The 16,380-nt window shown below is 64.9% G+C and carries 18 protein-coding genes and 1 tRNA gene; 6 read left to right on the forward strand and 13 right to left on the reverse strand.

Features of this window, described 5'->3' with window-relative positions:
* Window positions 1-5 precede the first annotated feature (5 nt).
* From H607_RS0107405 to H607_RS0107455, 11 genes are all read right to left on the reverse strand, one after another.
* Entirely contained in the window at window positions 6-1,259 is a 1,254-nt protein-coding gene (locus H607_RS0107405) for an NADH-quinone oxidoreductase subunit D (RefSeq protein ID WP_028874910.1), read from the reverse strand.
* Window positions 1,252-1,854, reverse strand: coding sequence for an NADH-quinone oxidoreductase subunit C (locus H607_RS0107410; RefSeq protein WP_028874911.1), 603 nt, complete (start codon window positions 1,852-1,854; stop codon window positions 1,252-1,254). Before H607_RS0107410 ends, H607_RS0107405 begins: the two co-directional genes overlap by 8 nt.
* Before the next feature lie 15 nt (window positions 1,855-1,869).
* Window positions 1,870-2,346: a NuoB/complex I 20 kDa subunit family protein gene (locus H607_RS0107415; RefSeq protein WP_028874912.1), complete on the reverse strand. Its 477-nt coding sequence runs from the start codon at window positions 2,344-2,346 to the stop codon at window positions 1,870-1,872.
* A gap of 4 nt (window positions 2,347-2,350) precedes the next feature.
* Window positions 2,351-2,725: an NADH-quinone oxidoreductase subunit A gene (locus H607_RS0107420; protein ID WP_028874913.1), complete on the reverse strand. Its 375-nt coding sequence runs from the start codon at window positions 2,723-2,725 to the stop codon at window positions 2,351-2,353.
* A 161-nt stretch (window positions 2,726-2,886) separates the two neighbouring features.
* Window positions 2,887-2,971 (reverse strand) — tRNA-Leu (locus H607_RS0107425).
* A 52-nt stretch (window positions 2,972-3,023) separates the two neighbouring features.
* Window positions 3,024-3,377: a preprotein translocase subunit SecG gene (secG, locus tag H607_RS0107430; RefSeq protein ID WP_028874914.1), complete on the reverse strand. Its 354-nt coding sequence runs from the start codon at window positions 3,375-3,377 to the stop codon at window positions 3,024-3,026.
* Window positions 3,378-3,388: 11 nt separating this feature from the next.
* Entirely contained in the window at window positions 3,389-4,150 is a 762-nt protein-coding gene (gene tpiA / locus H607_RS0107435; RefSeq protein ID WP_028874915.1) for a triose-phosphate isomerase, read from the reverse strand.
* Window positions 4,147-5,532 (reverse strand): phosphoglucosamine mutase, encoded by a 1,386-nt coding sequence (glmM, locus tag H607_RS0107440; protein ID WP_028874916.1) that lies wholly within the window; start codon window positions 5,530-5,532, stop codon window positions 4,147-4,149. The genes tpiA and glmM overlap by 4 nt, the downstream gene beginning before the upstream one ends.
* 43 nt (window positions 5,533-5,575) lie before the next feature.
* Window positions 5,576-6,436, reverse strand: coding sequence for a dihydropteroate synthase (gene folP / locus H607_RS12160; RefSeq protein ID WP_051240753.1), 861 nt, complete (start codon window positions 6,434-6,436; stop codon window positions 5,576-5,578).
* On the reverse strand, window positions 6,436-8,355 hold the full coding sequence (gene ftsH / locus H607_RS12165) for an ATP-dependent zinc metalloprotease FtsH (RefSeq protein ID WP_083961981.1): 1,920 nt from the start codon (window positions 8,353-8,355) through the stop codon (window positions 6,436-6,438). Before ftsH ends, folP begins: the two co-directional genes overlap by 1 nt.
* A gap of 162 nt (window positions 8,356-8,517) precedes the next feature.
* A complete protein-coding gene (locus H607_RS0107455; protein ID WP_083961982.1) occupies window positions 8,518-9,060 on the reverse strand; it encodes a Spy/CpxP family protein refolding chaperone in 543 nt (180 codons plus the stop codon).
* A 178-nt stretch (window positions 9,061-9,238) separates the two neighbouring features.
* Here H607_RS0107455 and H607_RS0107460 point away from each other — a divergent pair, with 178 nt between their 5' ends.
* Genes H607_RS0107460 through H607_RS0107475 form a run of 4 tightly spaced genes read left to right on the forward strand, consistent with a single transcriptional unit; the run spans window position 9,239 to window position 12,585 of the window.
* On the forward strand, window positions 9,239-9,967 hold the full coding sequence (locus H607_RS0107460) for a response regulator (RefSeq protein WP_028874918.1): 729 nt from the start codon (window positions 9,239-9,241) through the stop codon (window positions 9,965-9,967).
* Window positions 9,964-11,322 (forward strand): sensor histidine kinase, encoded by a 1,359-nt coding sequence (locus tag H607_RS12170; protein ID WP_037990003.1) that lies wholly within the window; start codon window positions 9,964-9,966, stop codon window positions 11,320-11,322. The genes H607_RS0107460 and H607_RS12170 overlap by 4 nt, the downstream gene beginning before the upstream one ends.
* Before the next feature lie 38 nt (window positions 11,323-11,360).
* On the forward strand, window positions 11,361-11,729 hold the full coding sequence (locus tag H607_RS0107470; protein ID WP_028874919.1) for a SpoIIAA family protein: 369 nt from the start codon (window positions 11,361-11,363) through the stop codon (window positions 11,727-11,729).
* Window positions 11,710-12,585 carry a sulfurtransferase gene (locus tag H607_RS0107475; RefSeq protein ID WP_037990006.1) on the forward strand — a complete coding sequence of 292 codons (876 nt, stop codon included), beginning with the start codon at window positions 11,710-11,712 and terminating at the stop codon, window positions 12,583-12,585. Before H607_RS0107470 ends, H607_RS0107475 begins: the two co-directional genes overlap by 20 nt.
* A 3-nt stretch (window positions 12,586-12,588) precedes the next feature.
* Here H607_RS0107475 and murI read toward each other — a convergent pair whose 3' ends face one another.
* Entirely contained in the window at window positions 12,589-13,407 is an 819-nt protein-coding gene (gene murI, locus H607_RS0107480; RefSeq protein ID WP_028874921.1) for a glutamate racemase, read from the reverse strand.
* Window positions 13,404-14,531, reverse strand: a complete 1,128-nt coding sequence (queG, locus tag H607_RS12175) for a tRNA epoxyqueuosine(34) reductase QueG (protein ID WP_088178701.1) — start codon at window positions 14,529-14,531, stop codon at window positions 13,404-13,406. The genes murI and queG overlap by 4 nt, the downstream gene beginning before the upstream one ends.
* Here queG and tsaE point away from each other — a divergent pair.
* Together tsaE and H607_RS12180 are read left to right on the forward strand one after the other, a co-directional pair.
* Window positions 14,520-14,999, forward strand: a complete 480-nt coding sequence (gene tsaE, locus H607_RS0107490) for a tRNA (adenosine(37)-N6)-threonylcarbamoyltransferase complex ATPase subunit type 1 TsaE (protein ID WP_037990009.1) — start codon at window positions 14,520-14,522, stop codon at window positions 14,997-14,999. The genes queG and tsaE overlap by 12 nt on opposite strands.
* The gene (locus H607_RS12180) at window positions 14,969-16,330 is read left to right on the forward strand and encodes an N-acetylmuramoyl-L-alanine amidase (RefSeq protein WP_037990012.1); all 1,362 of its coding nucleotides are present in this window, start codon (window positions 14,969-14,971) and stop codon (window positions 16,328-16,330) included. The genes tsaE and H607_RS12180 overlap by 31 nt, the downstream gene beginning before the upstream one ends.
* Window positions 16,331-16,380 lie beyond the last annotated feature (50 nt).

Below are 16,380 nucleotides of genomic sequence, written 5' to 3' on the forward strand. Positions count from 1 at the left end.
CCGTCTCAGCGATCGATCTCGCCGAAGACGATGTCCATGGTCCCGATGATCGCCACCACGTCGGCGATGAGATGCCCCCGCGCCATGCGATCCATCGCCGAGAGGTGTGCGAAACCCGGCGCGCGCAACTTGACGCGGTAAGGTTTGTTGGCGCCGTCGGAGACGGCATAGACGCCGAATTCGCCTTTGGGATGCTCGACCGCGGCATAGACCTCACCCGGCGGCACGTGGATCCCCTCGGTCATCAGCTTGAAGTGGTGGATGAGTTCCTCCATGCCCGACTTCATTTTTTCACGCCGAGGCGGAGCGACCTTGTGGTTGTCGGTGATCACCGGGCCGGGATTCTTGCGCAGCCAGTCGATGCATTGCTTGATGATGCGATTCGACTGACGCATCTCTTCCATGCGCACCAGATAGCGGTCGTAGCAATCGCCATTGGTGCCCACGGGGATGTCGAATTCGAGCTGGTCGTAGACCTCGTAGGGCTGCTTCTTGCGCAGGTCCCAGGCCACACCGGATCCACGCAACATGGGCCCGGTGAAGCCCCAGGCGAGCGCCTGCTCGGGCGAAACCACGCCGACGCCCACCGTGCGCTGCTTCCAGATGCGGTTGTCGGTGAGCAGTTCGTGATAATCGTCGAGGTATTTGGGGAATCGCTCGGTGAAATCTTCGAGAAAATCGAGCAACGACCCCTCGCGGTTGCGATTGAGCTCGCGCACGCGTTTCTCGTCCTTGTATTTGCTCACCTGATACTTCGGCATCTGATCGGGCAGGTCGCGATAGACGCCGCCCGGCCGATAATAGGCCGCGTGCATGCGCGCACCGGAGACCGCCTCGTACGCATCCATGAGGTCTTCGCGCTCGCGGAAGGTGTAGAGCACCATCGTCATCGCGCCGATGTCGAGCGCGTGCGTGCCAATGTTGAGCAGGTGATTGAGGATGCGCGTGATCTCGTCGAACATCACCCGGATGTATTGGGCGCGAATCGGTACCTCGATACCCAGCAGCCGCTCGATGGCCATGCAGTAGGCGTGCTCGTTGCACATCATCGAGACGTAGTCCAGCCGGTCCATGTAGGGGACCGACTGCACCCAGGTGCGCGTTTCCGCGAGTTTCTCGGTGCCACGGTGCAACAAGCCGATGTGGGGATCGGCGCGCTCGACGACTTCGCCGTCGAGCTCGAGGATGAGCCGCAACACGCCGTGCGCGGAAGGGTGCTGCGGGCCGAAGTTGATCGTGTAGTTGCGAATCTCAGCCATGGTCGACGTCCCCGTAGTGGGCTTCACGCACGATGCGCGGTGCATTGACGCGCGGCTCGATCGTGACGGGTTGGTAGATCACGCGGCGCAAATGGGGATCGTAGCGCATTTCGACATGACCGCTCACGGGGAAATCCTTGCGTAGCGGATGTCCCACGAAGCCATAGTCGGTGAGGATGCGCCGCAGGTCCGGGTGCCCTTCGAAGAGGATGCCGAAGAGGTCGAACGCCTCACGCTCATACCAGTCGACGCTGGGCCAGATCTCGATCAGGGAAGGGATCACGGGAAATTCGTCGTCTTCGGCAAAGACCTTGACGCGCAGACGCACGTTGTGCTGCAAGGACAGCAGATGTACGGCCACGGCGAAACGGCGACCAGGCCAGGGACGGTTGCCATAGCCGGAATAATCCAGACCGGAGAGGTCGATGAGCTGCTCGAACGCCAGATCGGGATGATCCCGCAGGAGCCCGGCCACGGCGAGGTAGTCGGCGACAGCCACGCGCAGCGTGACTTCGCCTCGATCGACGAGCACCTCGAGTGCTCTGTCACCGAGCACCTCCTGGAGGGTTTGCGCCAAACGTTCGATGCGACTCATACTCGTCTCCGGGACTCAGCGCGCGATGGTCAAAGTGCGTTTGATCTTGTTCTGCAGCTGAATGATGCCATAGAGCAGCGCCTCGGCCGTGGGCGGGCAGCCCGGGACGTAAATGTCCACCGGCACGATGCGGTCACAGCCGCGCACCACCGAGTATGAATAGTGGTAGTAGCCGCCGCCGTTGGCGCAGGAGCCCATGGAGATCACCCAGCGCGGCTCGGGCATCTGGTCGTAGACCTTGCGCAGCGCCGGCGCCATCTTGTTGCACAGCGTGCCGGCGACGATCATCACGTCGGACTGGCGCGGACTGGGGCGGAAGACGACGCCGAAACGATCGAGATCGTAGCGCGAGCAACCGGCGTGGATCATTTCGACGGCGCAGCAGGCCAGACCGAAGGTCATGGGCCACAGCGACCCGGTACGGGTCCAGTTGATGATCGTATCGAGCGAAGTGGTAAGAAACCCTTCGCGCATGACCCCTTCGATGCTCATCGTTTCACTCCCAGTCGAGCGCCCCGTTCTTCCACTCGACGATATAACCGATCACCAGCACTGCCAGGAAGACCATGACGGTGCCGAACACGTAGAGCGCATGCGATCCTTCGGCGATCATCTCTTTGAAAACCACCGCCCAGGGAAAGAGAAAGGCGATTTCGAGATCGAACAGAATAAAGAGGATCGCGATCAGATAGTAGCGGACATCGAAGCGGATACGTGCGTCTTCGAAAGGCTCGAAGCCGCACTCATAGGGCGAGAGTTTTTCCGGATCGGGCCGCCGGGGACCGAGCAGCCAACCAAGCAGCACCGGCACCATGCTAAAGAGCAAGGCAACGATGAGAAACACGAAAACCGGGAAATAATTCTCGATCATGATGACCCCTTGGCTGCCCCGTTCGCCAGAAACACGGCCTCATGATAGCGCAAAAACGCACCACCCGTCAGAAGCTCGGCAAACGAAACCCGGTGCCGTTGTCGTTATTTATTTATCATAGATTCGGCGAAAAAAAAGCAGCGGAATCAGCTGCTTTTTCCTGGTGCCGACGGTGAGACTCGAACTCACACGGCTTGCGCCACCACCCCCTCAAGATGGCGTGTCTACCAATTCCACCACGTCGGCTTGCGTAGTTCGCGAATTATAGCGGAAGCCCGCCTTTTTGCAAGCCCTCTCTTTACTGCGGCACGGCCGGCGCCTGGGAAGGGGCAGGAACAGAAGGAGCCGACGGTTGCGGCACTGCTTCCACGGGGGCGCTCTGCATGATGCTCCCCTGCCCTTCGACGGTACGGTGGCTCGCGAGATAAGTGAGCGTGAGGCTCGTCAAAAAGAAGAGCGTGGCAAGCACCGCGGTGGTGCGGCTGAGGAAATTCGCCCCGCCACTTGCCCCGAAGAGGCTTGCCGAGGATCCTCCGCCAAAGGCGGCGCCCGCGTCGGCCCCTTTGCCCCGTTGCAGCAACACCAGCGCGATGAGCGCCACGGCGATGATGACATGGATCGTCAGCACGACGGAAAACCAGAGTCCAGACATGATTCGTTCCCTTATCCTCGAGCCACCGCGGCGCCGGCCGCCGCGACGATGGCGATGAATTCTTCGACGACACGCGAGGCCGCCCCGACGAGCGCGCCATCGCATCCCGACACGGCAAAGACTCCTTCGGCGTTGTCCGACTTGACGCTGCCGCCGTAGAGAATCGTGATGTCTTCAGGCGGCAGGCCCAACGCCGTGAGCCGTTCACGCAAGAAAGCGTGCGCCTCGGCGATGTCCGCCGCGGCGGCGACACGCCCCGTGCCGATCGCCCACACCGGTTCGTAGGCGAACCAGGCACGGGAAAGCTTCTCCGGACCGAGCCGGGCAGCGAGCACCGCCACTTGCCGGCCGAGTATCTCACACCAGCCGCCCGCCTCACGTTCGGCGAGCGTTTCGCCGACACAGACCACGGGCCGGATGTTCGCAGCCAACAAACGCTCGATTTTATCAGCAATCTGCTCGTCGGTCTCGGCGAAATACTGGCGTCGCTCCGAATGCCCGACGAGGGTATAACGGCAGCCGAATTCGGCAAGCATGCCGGCGTGCACTTCTCCCGTATAGGCCCCGGCACCGAAGGGGCTGACGTTTTGCGCTCCCCAGCCGATCGCCGTACCGTCCAGGACCGCCCTTGCCTGGGCGAGAAAAGGGAAAGGGACACAAATGCCCGCCTCGACGCCCTTTGCCGGCGGATGAGCGGCAAGCGCGGCGAGCAGAACGGCATTGCTTGCCGTATCCCCCAACGATTTCCAGTTGCCGAGCACGATTTTCTTCATGTCCTCTCCTCATGACGTATCGGCGTACGCCCGGCGGCCAGCGAATCCTCGACCGCGGCCACGAGCATCTCGGCCCAATGCTGCACGAGCGATGCATCGCGCCCTTCCACCATGACGCGCAACAGCGGCTCCGTTCCTGAGGGACGCAAGAGGATGCGCCCTTCCGCGGCCAGTTCGTCCTCGGCTGCGCGACAAGCGGCAAGCACGCCGGGATGAGTCTGCCAATCGTAGCCGCGCGGCACGGGAACGTTGCGCAACACTTGAGGATAGCGCACGAGGTCGGCACAGGCTTGCGCCAGGGTCTCGCCTCGCCGACGCAAGGCAGCGAGCACCTGCAGGGCGCTGACGATGCCATCGCCCGTGGTGTGGACCTCACGGCACAACAGATGCCCCGAACTCTCACCCCCGTAGGCCCATCCCCGCTCACGCAGCGCCTCGGCAACGTAGCGGTCACCGACCTTGGCGCGCACGAGCCGCACGCCGAGCCGCAGCAGGGCGTGTTCGAGCCCAAGATTCGTCATCAGCGTTCCGACCACACCTTCGATGGAAGTCCCGCCGAGTACGCGGTCACGCACGATCACATAAAGGAGCGCATCGCCATCGTAGAGACGCCCAGAGGCATCGGCCATGATCACCCGATCGCCGTCACCATCGAGCGCGATGCCCAAGTCTGCCTCGTGCGTGCGGACCATGGCCTGCAGGTATTCGGGATGAGTCGCCCCGACACCCTCGTTGATGTTGAATCCATTGGGCTGATTGGCGAGCGCCACCACCTCGGCGCCCAATTCGTGGAACACCGCCGGAGCGACCTGATAGGCGGCGCCATGGGCGCAATCGAGCACCAGCCTCAAACCCTCGAGCGACATCGAGGAAGGAAAAGTGCTCTTGCAAAATTCGATGTAACGGCCCGCGGCGTCGTCCAGCCGTCGGGCCCGCCCCAGCTCGTGCGCCTCGCGGCAGACGAGGGGCGCCTCGAGCGCCGATTCGATTTCGGCCTCCAATGCGTCGGGCAATTTCTCGCCATTCGGGCCAAAAAATTTGATCCCGTTGTCGGGATAGGGATTGTGCGAGGCGCTCACCACGATCCCGGCCTCCAACCGCAGGGCGCGGGTGAGATAAGCTACCCCCGGCGTGGGTAAAGGGCCACACAGCACCACGTCGACTCCGGCCGCCGACAAACCGGCCTCCAGCGCCGACTCGATCATGTAGCCGGAGATACGCGTATCCTTGCCGATGAGCACCGCCGGGCGTTTGGCGCCGCCTTGTCCCTGACGGGCGAGCACCCGTCCGGCAGCATGCCCCAGTTTGAGAACGAATTCCGGCGACATCAGCGGCTCACCGACGCGCGCGCGGATCCCGTCGGTACCGAAATAACGACCCATTCTTACACCCTATGCTGCGCAGGGTGCGAATTGTCGCACGAAATCAGGGGCGAAAAGCCTGGGCTGGCATGGTGTCGCCAGAAAACGGCCCCAGTGCACGCACGATCTCGCAGGCATCGATGGTGGCCGTCACGTCGTGCACCCGCACGATGGCGGCGCCATGAACCCAGGCGAGCACGGCGGCCGCAAGGCTGCCGGCAAGCCGCTCGCCCACGGGCCGGCCCGTGATCTGGCCGATCATGGTTTTACGCGACACGCCCACCAGGAGCGGCTGACGCGCCGCCAACCGCGGCAGGGCGCGAAAGAGCGCCGCATTGTGCTCCAGCGTCTTGCCGAAACCAAACCCCGGGTCCCAAAGGATGCGCTCGCGCGCCACGCCCGCCGCCTGCAGCGCCGCGGTTCGTTCTTCGAGAAATTCCTCGACTTCGGCGAGCACGTCCGTATAGACGGGAGACTGCTGCATGGTGCGCGGCTCGCCTTTCATGTGCATGACACACAAAGCGCAGTCGCTGGCGGCCACCGCCTCGATGGCGCCGGGCAGGCGGAATCCGGCCACGTCGTTGATGAGATCGGCCCCCGCGCGCAGCACCTCGCGCATCACTTCGGGTTTCATCGTGTCGACCGACAGCGGCACCGGCGCCCCTTTCAGGGCTTCCAGCACCGGCAGCAAGCGCTCGAGCTCGCGCTCGGCCGGCACGGGTTCGGCCCCGGGGCGCGTCGATTCCGCGCCGAAATCGAGCAGATCGACCCCAGCCGCGATGAAGGCCTCAGCCTGGCGCAGCGCCCGATCACGCTGCGCGCCGAGCCCGTCGCCGGAGAAGGAATCCTCGGTGAGATTGACGATGCCCATCACTTTCGGCTCGGAGAGATCGAGCCGAAAGCGCCCCGCCTGCAACCACCGCATCACACCACCGGCTCGGGTGAGTCGGGTGCAGCGCCGGGCTTGGGCTCGCTCGCCCGGCCGGCAGCACTGCCGCCCCGGCGTGAGGCACCGCCATTGCCCTGATCCTTGGGCGGACGGGGTGGACGACCGGCCATGATGTCGTCGATCTGCTCGGCATCCAGCGTTTCGTATTCCAGAAGGGCCTGGGCGAGCGCCTCGACCTTGTCGCGGTTCTCTTCGATGAGGCGACGCGCCAATGCATACTGCTCGTCGATGATGCGCCGGATCTCGGCATCGACTTTCTGCATGGTCGCCTCGGAAAGATTGCGGTGCGTGGTCACCGAACGGCCCAGGAAGATCTCGCCCTCCTCTTCGCCATAGACCATCGGTCCGAGTACGTCGGACATGCCCCACTGCGTCACCATCTTGCGTGCGATGTCGGTGGCGCGCTGGAAGTCGTTGGAGGCCCCGGTGGTCATCTGGTGCATGAAGATCTCTTCGCAGATACGCCCGCCGAAGAGCACGGCAATCATCTGCAGCAAGCGCTCCTTGTCCTGGCTGTAGCGATCGCCCTCGGGCAGCTGCATGGTCACGCCCAGGGCGCGGCCGCGCGGGATGATGGTGACCTTGTGCACCGGATCGGTCTTGTCGAGGAGCTTGGCCACCACCGCATGCCCGGCTTCGTGATAGGCGGTGTTGCGCCGCTCTTCCTCGGACATGATGAGCGAGCGCCGCTCGGCCCCCATCATGATCTTGTCCTTGGCCCGCTCGAAGTCGTCCATGTCCACCAGACGCTTGTTGCTGCGCGCGGCGAATAGCGCCGCCTCATTGACGAGGTTGGCGAGATCCGCACCGGAGAAGCCCGGCGTGCCGCGCGCGAGGATGGAGACGTCGACGTCGGGTGCGATCGGAACCTTGCGCATGTGCACCTTGAGGATCTGTTCGCGGCCGCGCACGTCGGGCAGCGAGACCACCACCTGCCGGTCGAAACGCCCCGGGCGCAACAGCGCGGGGTCGAGCACGTCGGGACGGTTGGTGGCGGCGATCACGATGATGCCGCTCGCACCCTCGAACCCGTCCATTTCGACGAGCAGCTGGTTGAGCGTCTGCTCGCGCTCGTCGTTGCCACCACCCAAGCCGGCGCCGCGCTGGCGGCCCACGGCGTCGATCTCGTCGATGAAGATGATGCAGGGGGCGTGTTTCTTCGCCTGCTCGAACATGTCGCGCACGCGCGCCGCGCCCACGCCGACGAACATCTCGACGAAGTCGGAACCCGAAATGCTGAAGAAGGGCACCTTGGCCTCGCCGGCGATCGCCTTGGCGAGCAGCGTCTTACCCGTACCCGGAGGGCCCACCATCAGCACGCCTTTGGGGATGCGTCCGCCGAGTTTCTGGAATTTGGACGGATCGCGCAGGAAATCGACGAGCTCCTGCACTTCTTCCTTGGCCTCGTCGCAGCCGGCGACGTCGGCAAAGGTGACGGTGTTGCTCGACTCGTCGAGCAGACGCGCCCGCGATTTACCGAACGAAAAGGCGCCACCCTTGCCGCCGCCCTGCATCTGGCGCATGAAGAAGACCCACACGCCGATGAGCAGGATCATGGGGAACCAGGACACGAAGATGTTGGTGAGCAGCGACGGCCCCTCATCCGGCTTGCTCGCCGAGATGCGCACCCCGGCTTTCATCAAGTCGGACACCATCCAGATATCCTGAACGCCCGGCGTATAGACCGTGACCTGACGCCCATCGACGGTGAGCGCCTTGACCACGCGCCCGTCGATGACGGCCTTGGTGATGCGGCCCGACTTGGCCTCCTCCATGAATTGAGAGTACTCCATGGTGTTGGTCGGGGCGGGGCGTTCGTTGAACTGGTTGAAGACCGTCATCAGCACCATGCCGATGACGATCCAGATCGCGAGATTCTTGACGACGTTGTTCAAGGGGCGGACTCCTGAAAATACTGCCTATGCTGCTTCAGAGGCCATTCTAGAGGCGTTTGTTCCGTGCGCCAAGGGGGAAACCGATCGAAAAAAACGATCACGGCGACGTGATCAGGCAATCACGCGCCGCGATCGGCTCATTCAAGGGCGAATGCGGGGAAATCAGCGGGGCTTGGGCGGCTCGTGACGCGGCCCTTTGTCCCGGTGCGTACGCATGAACTCACGATCGAATACGTCGCGCTGCGCGTCGTCGAGCTGGATGTAGAACTTCTGCACCGCCTCGCGCAGGCCACGCACCGCCTCGAGGTGCGCCGAAAGCATCTCTTCACGCTGCTGCAGCCGTCCCAGCGCCGTGACGGTGCGCTGATCCTCCTGGTCCCAACGATAGGAAAAGAATTGCTCGCGGTGCTTGTCCCAGGCAGCGACGAATTCTTCCCAAGCGGCACGCTGCTCGGGGCGCAGGTGCAGCAGACCTTCCAGGCGTTTCACTTCGGCCTCGTGGCGCTGCTGCATGCGTTCGCGCCATTGCTCCGGCGTCATCTGCTGGCGCGCCGCCGAGCCCGCTCCCGGCCCCATGGGTCCCGGAGGCGCCGGAGGCTGTTGCGCAAACCCAACCCCTGCCGCCCCGATCAGGGCCAGGGCAACGAGACCCTGCCGCCAATGGCGGGCACGACCGTTGTTCGTCATCCGTGCATTCATCATCATTTCCTCCTGGTCTCATGATGTCCCTTTCGGACACCGTCATTAGAGCATGGGGAGGCAGCCTGCGCCCCTCCACAGCGTTGCAGCGTGTAACGTTTGTTTTCGACGACGATCGCGCATTTTTCTTTCTTGGCGACTGCGCGATAATGGAAGCGACATTTCCTGGATCCGGGACGCCCCGATGGAAACCCCCTATCACCTCGTCCTGGTGGACGATGATCACGAATTCCGCCGGCTGCTGGCCGAGGATCTGCGACGGCGGGGATTTTCGGTCGATGCGGTGGCCGATGCCGCGGCGCTCGATGGGGTGCTGGCGCAGCGCCTGCCCGATCTCATCGTGCTCGACTGGATGCTGCCCGCAGAAGACGGCCCCAGTGTGCTGCGTCGACTGCGGGCGAATCCGCGTACTCAGGCGGTACCGGTGCTGATGCTCACCGCGCGCAGTGACGACTTCGACCGCGTCTTCGGTCTCGAGGTCGGTGCCGACGACTATCTCACCAAGCCTTTTCTGCCGCGCGAACTCGAAGCGCGCATCAAGGCGATCTTGCGGCGCACGCGTGGCCCTGGCGCCCAACCCTCGCTCGCGCCACGCCGCTGGCGCATCGGTCGGATCGAATTCGACTCCGTGGCACGTACCATCGTCTTGCCCGACGACACCTCACTGCCGCTCACCGGCAGCGAGTTCGCCCTCTTGTCGCTCTTCGTCCAGCATCCCAACGAAGTGCTCACGCGCGACTACCTCATGCGTGCCACGCGCGGGCGCGGCGCCGACGTGTTCGACCGCGCCATCGACATCGCCGTCAGCCGCCTGCGCGCCAAACTCGAGGTCGATCCCCAGGCACCGCGAGCGATTCGCTCGGTACGCGGCCAAGGATACGTGCTTGCCGCCCCGGTCGAAGCGATCGAATGAGCCTGCTGCCTCTGCTTTCCTTCGGCCGGCGCCTGAGCACCCGGCTCGCATGGGTCGTGAGCGCCGCCGTCGTGGCGCTCTTTGCCCTCACCTTGGGGTTGCTCGCCCATCAGAGCCGGGTCGCGGCCGAAGCGAGAGTGCAACGCGACGCCGCTCAGGCGCTCGCGCGCGCCGTCGCCGTGATGGAGGCCCTGCCCTGGAACGAGCGGCTGCAGGCCGTGCAACGCTGGGAATTCGCCCCCTTGCTCGTCGCGCCTGCCGAGCCACCCCCCCAGGCTCGTCTCCTGCCGCTGCCGCCGGCCTGGCATGAAGCGCTCGCCGATTTCCTCTCCCTGGAAGACATCGCTTTTTGGGAGATCGACACCGAAGCCGGGCCACGACAAGGTCTCACCGTCGTACTCGAGGACGGAACCCCTCTGAGTGCGATGTTGCCACCCGCCCCGCATCGTCCCCCCGGCCTGCCATGGCGCATCGTCGCCGCCCTCGCCCTTGCCGGAATCGGCACTTGGATCATCGCGCTCTGGGCCCTGCGTCGTGTCACTGCACCGCTCGAGCGTCTCATCCGTGCGCTCGAAACCTTTGCCACCCCTCAGGCCCCGGCCGCTCCCCTTCCCGAGCACGGCCCCTATGAGGTCGCACTCACCGCCCGCACCCTCAACGCCCTGCGGGAGCGGCTCGAACAGCTCCTCACCGCCCGCACGGCCCTGCTTGCCGGCATCGCGCACGATCTGCGCACGCCGCTCGCGCGCATCCGTCTGCGCCTGGAATCGCTGCCCGAAGACGAGACCCGCGCCGGCATCGAACGCGACCTGAGCGAGATGCAGCGGCTCATCGAGCTCAGCCTCGACTATGCCCGCAGCCTCACTCCACGCCTCGAATACCAGGAAGTGGACCTCGTTGCCTTCACCACCGATCTCCTCGATCTCTACCACGAGGGGGGCGCCGCGATCGAGGCCGACTTGCCTACCTCCGCGCTGACGGCGCACCTCGATCCGACTGCCCTCGGACGCATCCTCGCCAACCTGCTCGACAATGCCCTGCGCTACGGAACGCGGGCCAAGCTGGGATTACGGTCCGTTGCCGGCAAATTCTGCGAATTCATCGTCGAGGACGATGGACCGGGCATTCCGCCCGAAGCGCGCGAAACCGTGCTGGAACCCTTCGTGCGGCTGGAGCCCTCGCGCAACCCCCGTACCGGCGGCACCGGACTGGGGTTGTCGATCGCCGCCAACCTCGCCCGCGCCCTGCGTGGCAGTCTTTGCCTGGAATCGGTGCAACCGCATGGGTTGCGAGTGGTCTTGCGTCTGCCTTTGTACCCGGATGCGACTTGCGGCAGCGGCACTGTGCCGTTATAGTGTGCAACGACCGTTACGCCCGTAGGGAGCCCGCCGCCGTGATCACCATCGAGGTTCGCGACGACTTCATTTCCGCCGCCGTCTTCGGCGAATTCACGCTCGAGGATTTTCGCCAATTCGAAGATGCGGTCGAGTACCGCAACCGCTTTAGTGGCCCGGTAGACGTCTTGCTCGACTTGCGCGGCATGCTGGGGTTCACCATCGATGCCGCCTGGGAAGAATTTCGTTTCGCCCGCCAGCATCCGGGCGACTTTCGCCGCATCGCCATCGTCGCCGAAGACGACTGGCTCACCCTGCTCACCTGGCTCGAGAGCCTCTTCCTCGAAGCGGAGATCAAGGTCTTCGATTCGGAAGAAGAAGCCGTCGCCTGGCTCAAGGAGGGACGAAATGCGCATCACAACCCCTGACTCCGTCGCTCCCATCGTCTCGACGCGAACGCTCGCCGAGTACCTGGACGACCCTTCCTGGCGGGTAATCGACTGTCGACACGACCTCAGCGATCCTGCGATCGGCCGCCGGGCCTGGGCAGAGGCCCACGTTCCTGGAGCGATCTTCTGGCATCTGGACGAAGATCTCTCCGGTCTCCGCACCGGCACGAATGGGCGCCACCCCCTTCCGCCGTATGGCGATTTCGTCCGTTTCGTAGGGAACTGCGGTATCACGCCCGAAACGCAAGTCGTCGTCTATGATGACGACGGAGGAATGTTCGCGGCGCGCGCGTGGTGGATGCTGCGCTGGATCGGGCATCGGCGCGTGGCCGTGCTCGACGGGGGCTGGAACGCCTGGCGCAGCGACAATCTGCCGTTCGACCGCAGCGTGCGGCAAGCTGCGCCATGTACCTACCCGGCCGCACCCGAGCCGTGCATGCCCACCGTCACCGCCGACGAACTCCTCGCCCACCTCGGAACAGGCCGGTTCCTCATCCTCGATGCCCGCAGTCCTGATCGCTATCGCGGCGAGAACGAGGCACTCGACCCTCGAGCCGGGCATATCCCCGGCGCGATCAACCGATTCTATCGTCTCAACCTCGACGAGCACGGCCGATTCCGTCCGCCCGAGGTTCTGCGCGCCGAATTCGCAGCGCTCCTTGCCGGCCGCGATCCGTCGGAAGTGGTACATCAATGCGGCTCCGGCGTCACCGCCTGCCACAACCTGCTCGTCATGGAATGGGCGAGACTGAGCGGCTCGCGCCTCTATCCCGGCTCATGGAGCGAATGGAGCGCCGATCCGCGTCGCCCTGTCAAAAGGGGTCCCGAGCCCTGAACCTTACTCCGGCACGTCGACGCGCACCACTTCCGGCAAGGACCGCCCCAGGAATCGTTCAGCAATCGTCTGGAAGCGCAAAGGGACGTCGGTCACATAGAAACGATGGCGAGGAGCGGCACCGGCGCCGGCGCGCAGCCCCTCTTCCCGATCGAGCACCCGGGCCGCCTGCTCGGCCGTGGTCACGGCCGAATCGACGATACGCACCCGCGGCCCGGCGATCTCGGCGAGCACCGGCTTGAGCAAGGGATAATGAGTACAGCCGAGCACGAGGGTGTCCACCCCTTCGGCGAGCACCGGCTTGAGGTACTCCTCGGCGGTGAGCCGCGTCACCGGATGGTCGAGCCAGCCCTCCTCCACCAACGGCACGAAGAGGGCACAGGCTTGTGAATGCACCCGCACGTCGCCGCGCAGCGCGTGAATGCGAAGCGCATAGGCATTGCTGTTGATGGTGGTCGGTGTGCCGATCACGCCCACCGTGGCGTTGCGCGTGGCCGCCACCGCCGCCCGGGCGCCGGCCTCGATCACGTCGAGCACCGGCACGTTCGGTCCGGCGAGCGCGCGCACCACCTCCTGCGCCACCGCCGCCATGGTGTTGCACGCCACGATCAGCATCTTCACGTCCTGCGCGAGCAGGAAACGGGTGAGCTGGGCCGCGTAACGCGCGATGGTGTCGGGCGACTTGATCCCGTAGGGCACGCGCGCCGTGTCGCCGAAGTAAACGATGGATTCGAACGGCAGCCGCTCCATGAGGGCGCGCACCACCGTCAAACCGCCCACCCCGGAATCGAACACCCCGATGGGGCGCTCCGCCTTCGTCATCCCGTGCCATCCCCGCAAAAGCGCGAGTGTAGCACCACCCCTCGAGACGCTCCATGCCGTGCGAGCGCCCAGGCGACGTGCTCGCGCACCAGGAGGGAGGGATGCTCGCGCCGCGCCATGAGCGCCGCCACCACGTCCGGACTCGTGGGCGCGTTGCCCAGGGCCACGGCCAGGTTGCGCAGCCACCGTTCCCAGCCGATGCGCCGGATGGGACTGCCGGCGAAGCGCTCCAGGAACTCGGTCTCGCTCCAGGCAAAGAGCGAAGTGAGCGCCGGCGCATCCAACCCATGGCGTGGCACGAATTCCGGCAGCTCGACGCGCCGCGCGAAGCGATTCCACGGGCAGACGAGTTGGCAATCGTCGCAGCCATAGACGCGATTGCCGATCATCGGGCGCAGGGATTCGGGAATCGGCCCCGGATGCTCGATGGTCAAATAAGAAATACATCGGCGCGCGTCCAGACGATAGGGAGCCACGATCGCCCGGGTCGGGCAGAGATCGAGGCAGCGCGTGCAGCGCCCGCAGTGCGGCGCAACCGGTTCGTCGACCGGCAAGGGCCAATCGGTGAAGATCTCGCCGAGAAAGAAAAAAGACCCTTCCTCGCGATTCAACAAGAGCGTGTGCTTGCCGCGCCAGCCGAGCCCCGCGTGCTCGGCAAGGGCCACTTCCATCACCGGCGCCGAATCGACGAAGACCCGCCCCCGGTGCGGCCCCAGCGTTTCCATGAACGCAAGGAGCTTTGCCAGGCGCGCGCGCACGACTTTGTGGTAATCCCGCCCCAGGGCATAGCGCGACACATAACCGAGCCTCGGGTCGGCGAGCACGTCCTGCGCCGGGGCCGCACCCGCAGGCCAATAAGGGAAGCGTAAAGAGATCACCCGCACCGTGCCCGGCACCAATTCCGCGGGGCGCGCACGCAAAAGGCCATGCCGGCGCATATAATCCATCTCACCATGAAAGTCGGCCTCCAACCAGGCGAGCAAGCCCGCCTCGCGCTCCGACAAGTCCGGCTCGGCCACCTGCATCGCCGAAAACCCCAGCCGGGCCGCCGCCCCAGCGATCGCGCGCTTGCGCGCCGCCCAGTCCATCGGCCCCGCCGTCCGAGGTTCCTCATGTCCTTGCATCGAGAACTCCTTCTCACCCTTGCCGACGAATCCGCCACGGCGTCGCTCGCCCAGCGCCTCACCGGCTGCCTCGCTCCCGGCTGGGTCATCCATCTCGTCGGACCGCTCGGCGCCGGCAAAACGACCTTCGTGCGTGCCTTGCTCAAAGCCTTGGGACATACCGGCCCCGTCAAGAGCCCAAGCTACGGGCTCGTCGAACCGTACACCGTTTCCGGTCTAAACTTGTATCATTTCGACTTCTACCGCTTCGCGACGCCCGAGGAATTCTTCGGCGCCGGGCTCGACGAATACTTCGACGGCACGGGTGTGTGCCTGATCGAATGGCCGGAAAAGGCCATCCCGCACACGCCGGCGCCGGATCTGACGCTCGCGCTCACGCCGCGCCCCGACGGCAGCCGCGAAGCCCGACTCACTGCTTCGACCCCGAGGGCCAGTGAATGCCTCGACCGTCTCGCCTCATCGCGCTGACTGATGCCGTCGCCCCCCGCAGGCGGCGCTTTCTCGGCCAGGCCGGCGCGCTTTTGGCCGCTTTCACCCTCACGCCCCGTCTGGGCTGGGCGCAGGGTGCGGCCTTCGTCGCCGTACGCGCCTGGCCGGCCGAAGACTATACGCGAATCACGCTGGAGGCGAACCAACCGCTACATTTCGAATACCAATTCGTTCCCGATCCCGACCGCCTCGTGATCGATCTTCCGGGCATGAGCGTCGATGCCGTCCTCAAAGGCTTGCCTAGCAAGATCACGCCGGAAGACCCCTACATCCAGGGCGTGCGGGTGGGGCAGTTCCGTCCCGACGTCGTGCGCGTGGTCATCGATCTCAAGCAAAAGGCCGAGCCGCAGATCTTCACGCTCGATCCGGTGGCCCAGTACCGCTACCGCCTGGTGATCGACGTCTATCCCACCACACCGCGTGATCCCATCCAGGCCCTGCTCGCCGACCTTGGCAACAAACGGGCTCCTTCGCCACCCGTGGCCGCAGCGCCCCAACTGAGCGAAACACCCGATCTCCCCCCTGCAACCTCTCCCCCGCCCCGGGCCAAGGGCACTCCGGCCAAGGCTCGGGCATCGGCTAGCGCCCCCTACGTGGTCGTGATCGATCCCGGCCACGGCGGCGAAGATCCGGGCGCCATCGGCCGCTTCGGCTCGCGCGAAAAAGACGTGACGCTGGCAGTCGCCCGCCGGCTCAAACGCATTCTCGATGCCCAGCCCAACCTGCGCTGTGCCCTCACGCGCAATGACGATTATTTCGTCCCCTTGGGTGAGCGGGTACGCCGTGCCCGCGCCGCCCAAGCGGATCTTTTCGTGTCGATCCACGCCGATGCCGTCGTCGGTTCGGATGCACGCGGCAGTTCGGTCTACGTGCTGAGCGATCGCGGCGCCTCGAGTACCACCGCCCGCTGGCTCGCCAACAAGGAAAACGAAGCCGACCTGATCGGCGGAGTCAATCTCGGCAGCAAGAACGAGCACGTCGCCAAGACCCTGCTCGATCTCTCCCTCACGGCGACCATGCAGGATTCCGCCAAGCTCGGTCGTTACCTCCTCTCCTCGCTCGGCGAGATCAACCCCCTGCACAAACGCGACATCGAATACGCCAACTTCGCCGTGCTGCGCAACCCGGACGTGCCCGCCGTCCTCATCGAGACCGCATTCATCAGCAATCCGCTCGAAGAACGCCGCCTCACCGATCCCGACTATCAGGAGCGGTTGGCCCAGGCGATCTACAAGGGGCTGCAGCGCTATCTCGAAGCGACCTCACCGACACCACGCCTTTTGATGGCGGCCCGAGACGGTAAAGGCTGAAGCGGCGCTTTTCGCCGCACAGTCGATATAATCGAAGTTTTTCCCGGGCC

Source organism: Tepidiphilus margaritifer DSM 15129, assembly GCF_000425565.1.
GTDB lineage: Bacteria > Pseudomonadota > Gammaproteobacteria > Burkholderiales > Rhodocyclaceae > Tepidiphilus > Tepidiphilus margaritifer.

Coding starts and splice junctions, on each gene's coding strand:
- H607_RS0107405 (WP_028874910.1), bottom strand. CDS start 1,259: ATGGCTGAGATTCGCAACTACACGATCAACTTCGGCCCGCAGCACCCT.
- H607_RS0107410 (WP_028874911.1), bottom strand. CDS start 1,854: ATGAGTCGCATCGAACGTTTGGCGCAAACCCTCCAGGAGGTGCTCGGT.
- H607_RS0107415 (WP_028874912.1), bottom strand. CDS start 2,346: ATGAGCATCGAAGGGGTCATGCGCGAAGGGTTTCTTACCACTTCGCTC.
- H607_RS0107420 (WP_028874913.1), bottom strand. CDS start 2,725: ATGATCGAGAATTATTTCCCGGTTTTCGTGTTTCTCATCGTTGCCTTG.
- secG (WP_028874914.1), bottom strand. CDS start 3,377: ATGTCTGGACTCTGGTTTTCCGTCGTGCTGACGATCCATGTCATCATC.
- tpiA (WP_028874915.1), bottom strand. CDS start 4,150: ATGAAGAAAATCGTGCTCGGCAACTGGAAATCGTTGGGGGATACGGCA.
- glmM (WP_028874916.1), bottom strand. CDS start 5,532: ATGGGTCGTTATTTCGGTACCGACGGGATCCGCGCGCGCGTCGGTGAG.
- folP (WP_051240753.1), bottom strand. CDS start 6,436: ATGCGGTGGTTGCAGGCGGGGCGCTTTCGGCTCGATCTCTCCGAGCCG.
- H607_RS0107455 (WP_083961982.1), bottom strand. CDS start 9,060: ATGATGATGAATGCACGGATGACGAACAACGGTCGTGCCCGCCATTGG.
- H607_RS0107460 (WP_028874918.1), top strand. CDS start 9,239: ATGGAAACCCCCTATCACCTCGTCCTGGTGGACGATGATCACGAATTC.
- H607_RS12170 (WP_037990003.1), top strand. CDS start 9,964: ATGAGCCTGCTGCCTCTGCTTTCCTTCGGCCGGCGCCTGAGCACCCGG.
- H607_RS0107475 (WP_037990006.1), top strand. CDS start 11,710: ATGCGCATCACAACCCCTGACTCCGTCGCTCCCATCGTCTCGACGCGA.
- murI (WP_028874921.1), bottom strand. CDS start 13,407: ATGACGAAGGCGGAGCGCCCCATCGGGGTGTTCGATTCCGGGGTGGGC.
- tsaE (WP_037990009.1), top strand. CDS start 14,520: ATGTCCTTGCATCGAGAACTCCTTCTCACCCTTGCCGACGAATCCGCC.
- queG (WP_088178701.1), bottom strand. CDS start 14,531: ATGCAAGGACATGAGGAACCTCGGACGGCGGGGCCGATGGACTGGGCG.
- H607_RS12180 (WP_037990012.1), top strand. CDS start 14,969: ATGCCTCGACCGTCTCGCCTCATCGCGCTGACTGATGCCGTCGCCCCC.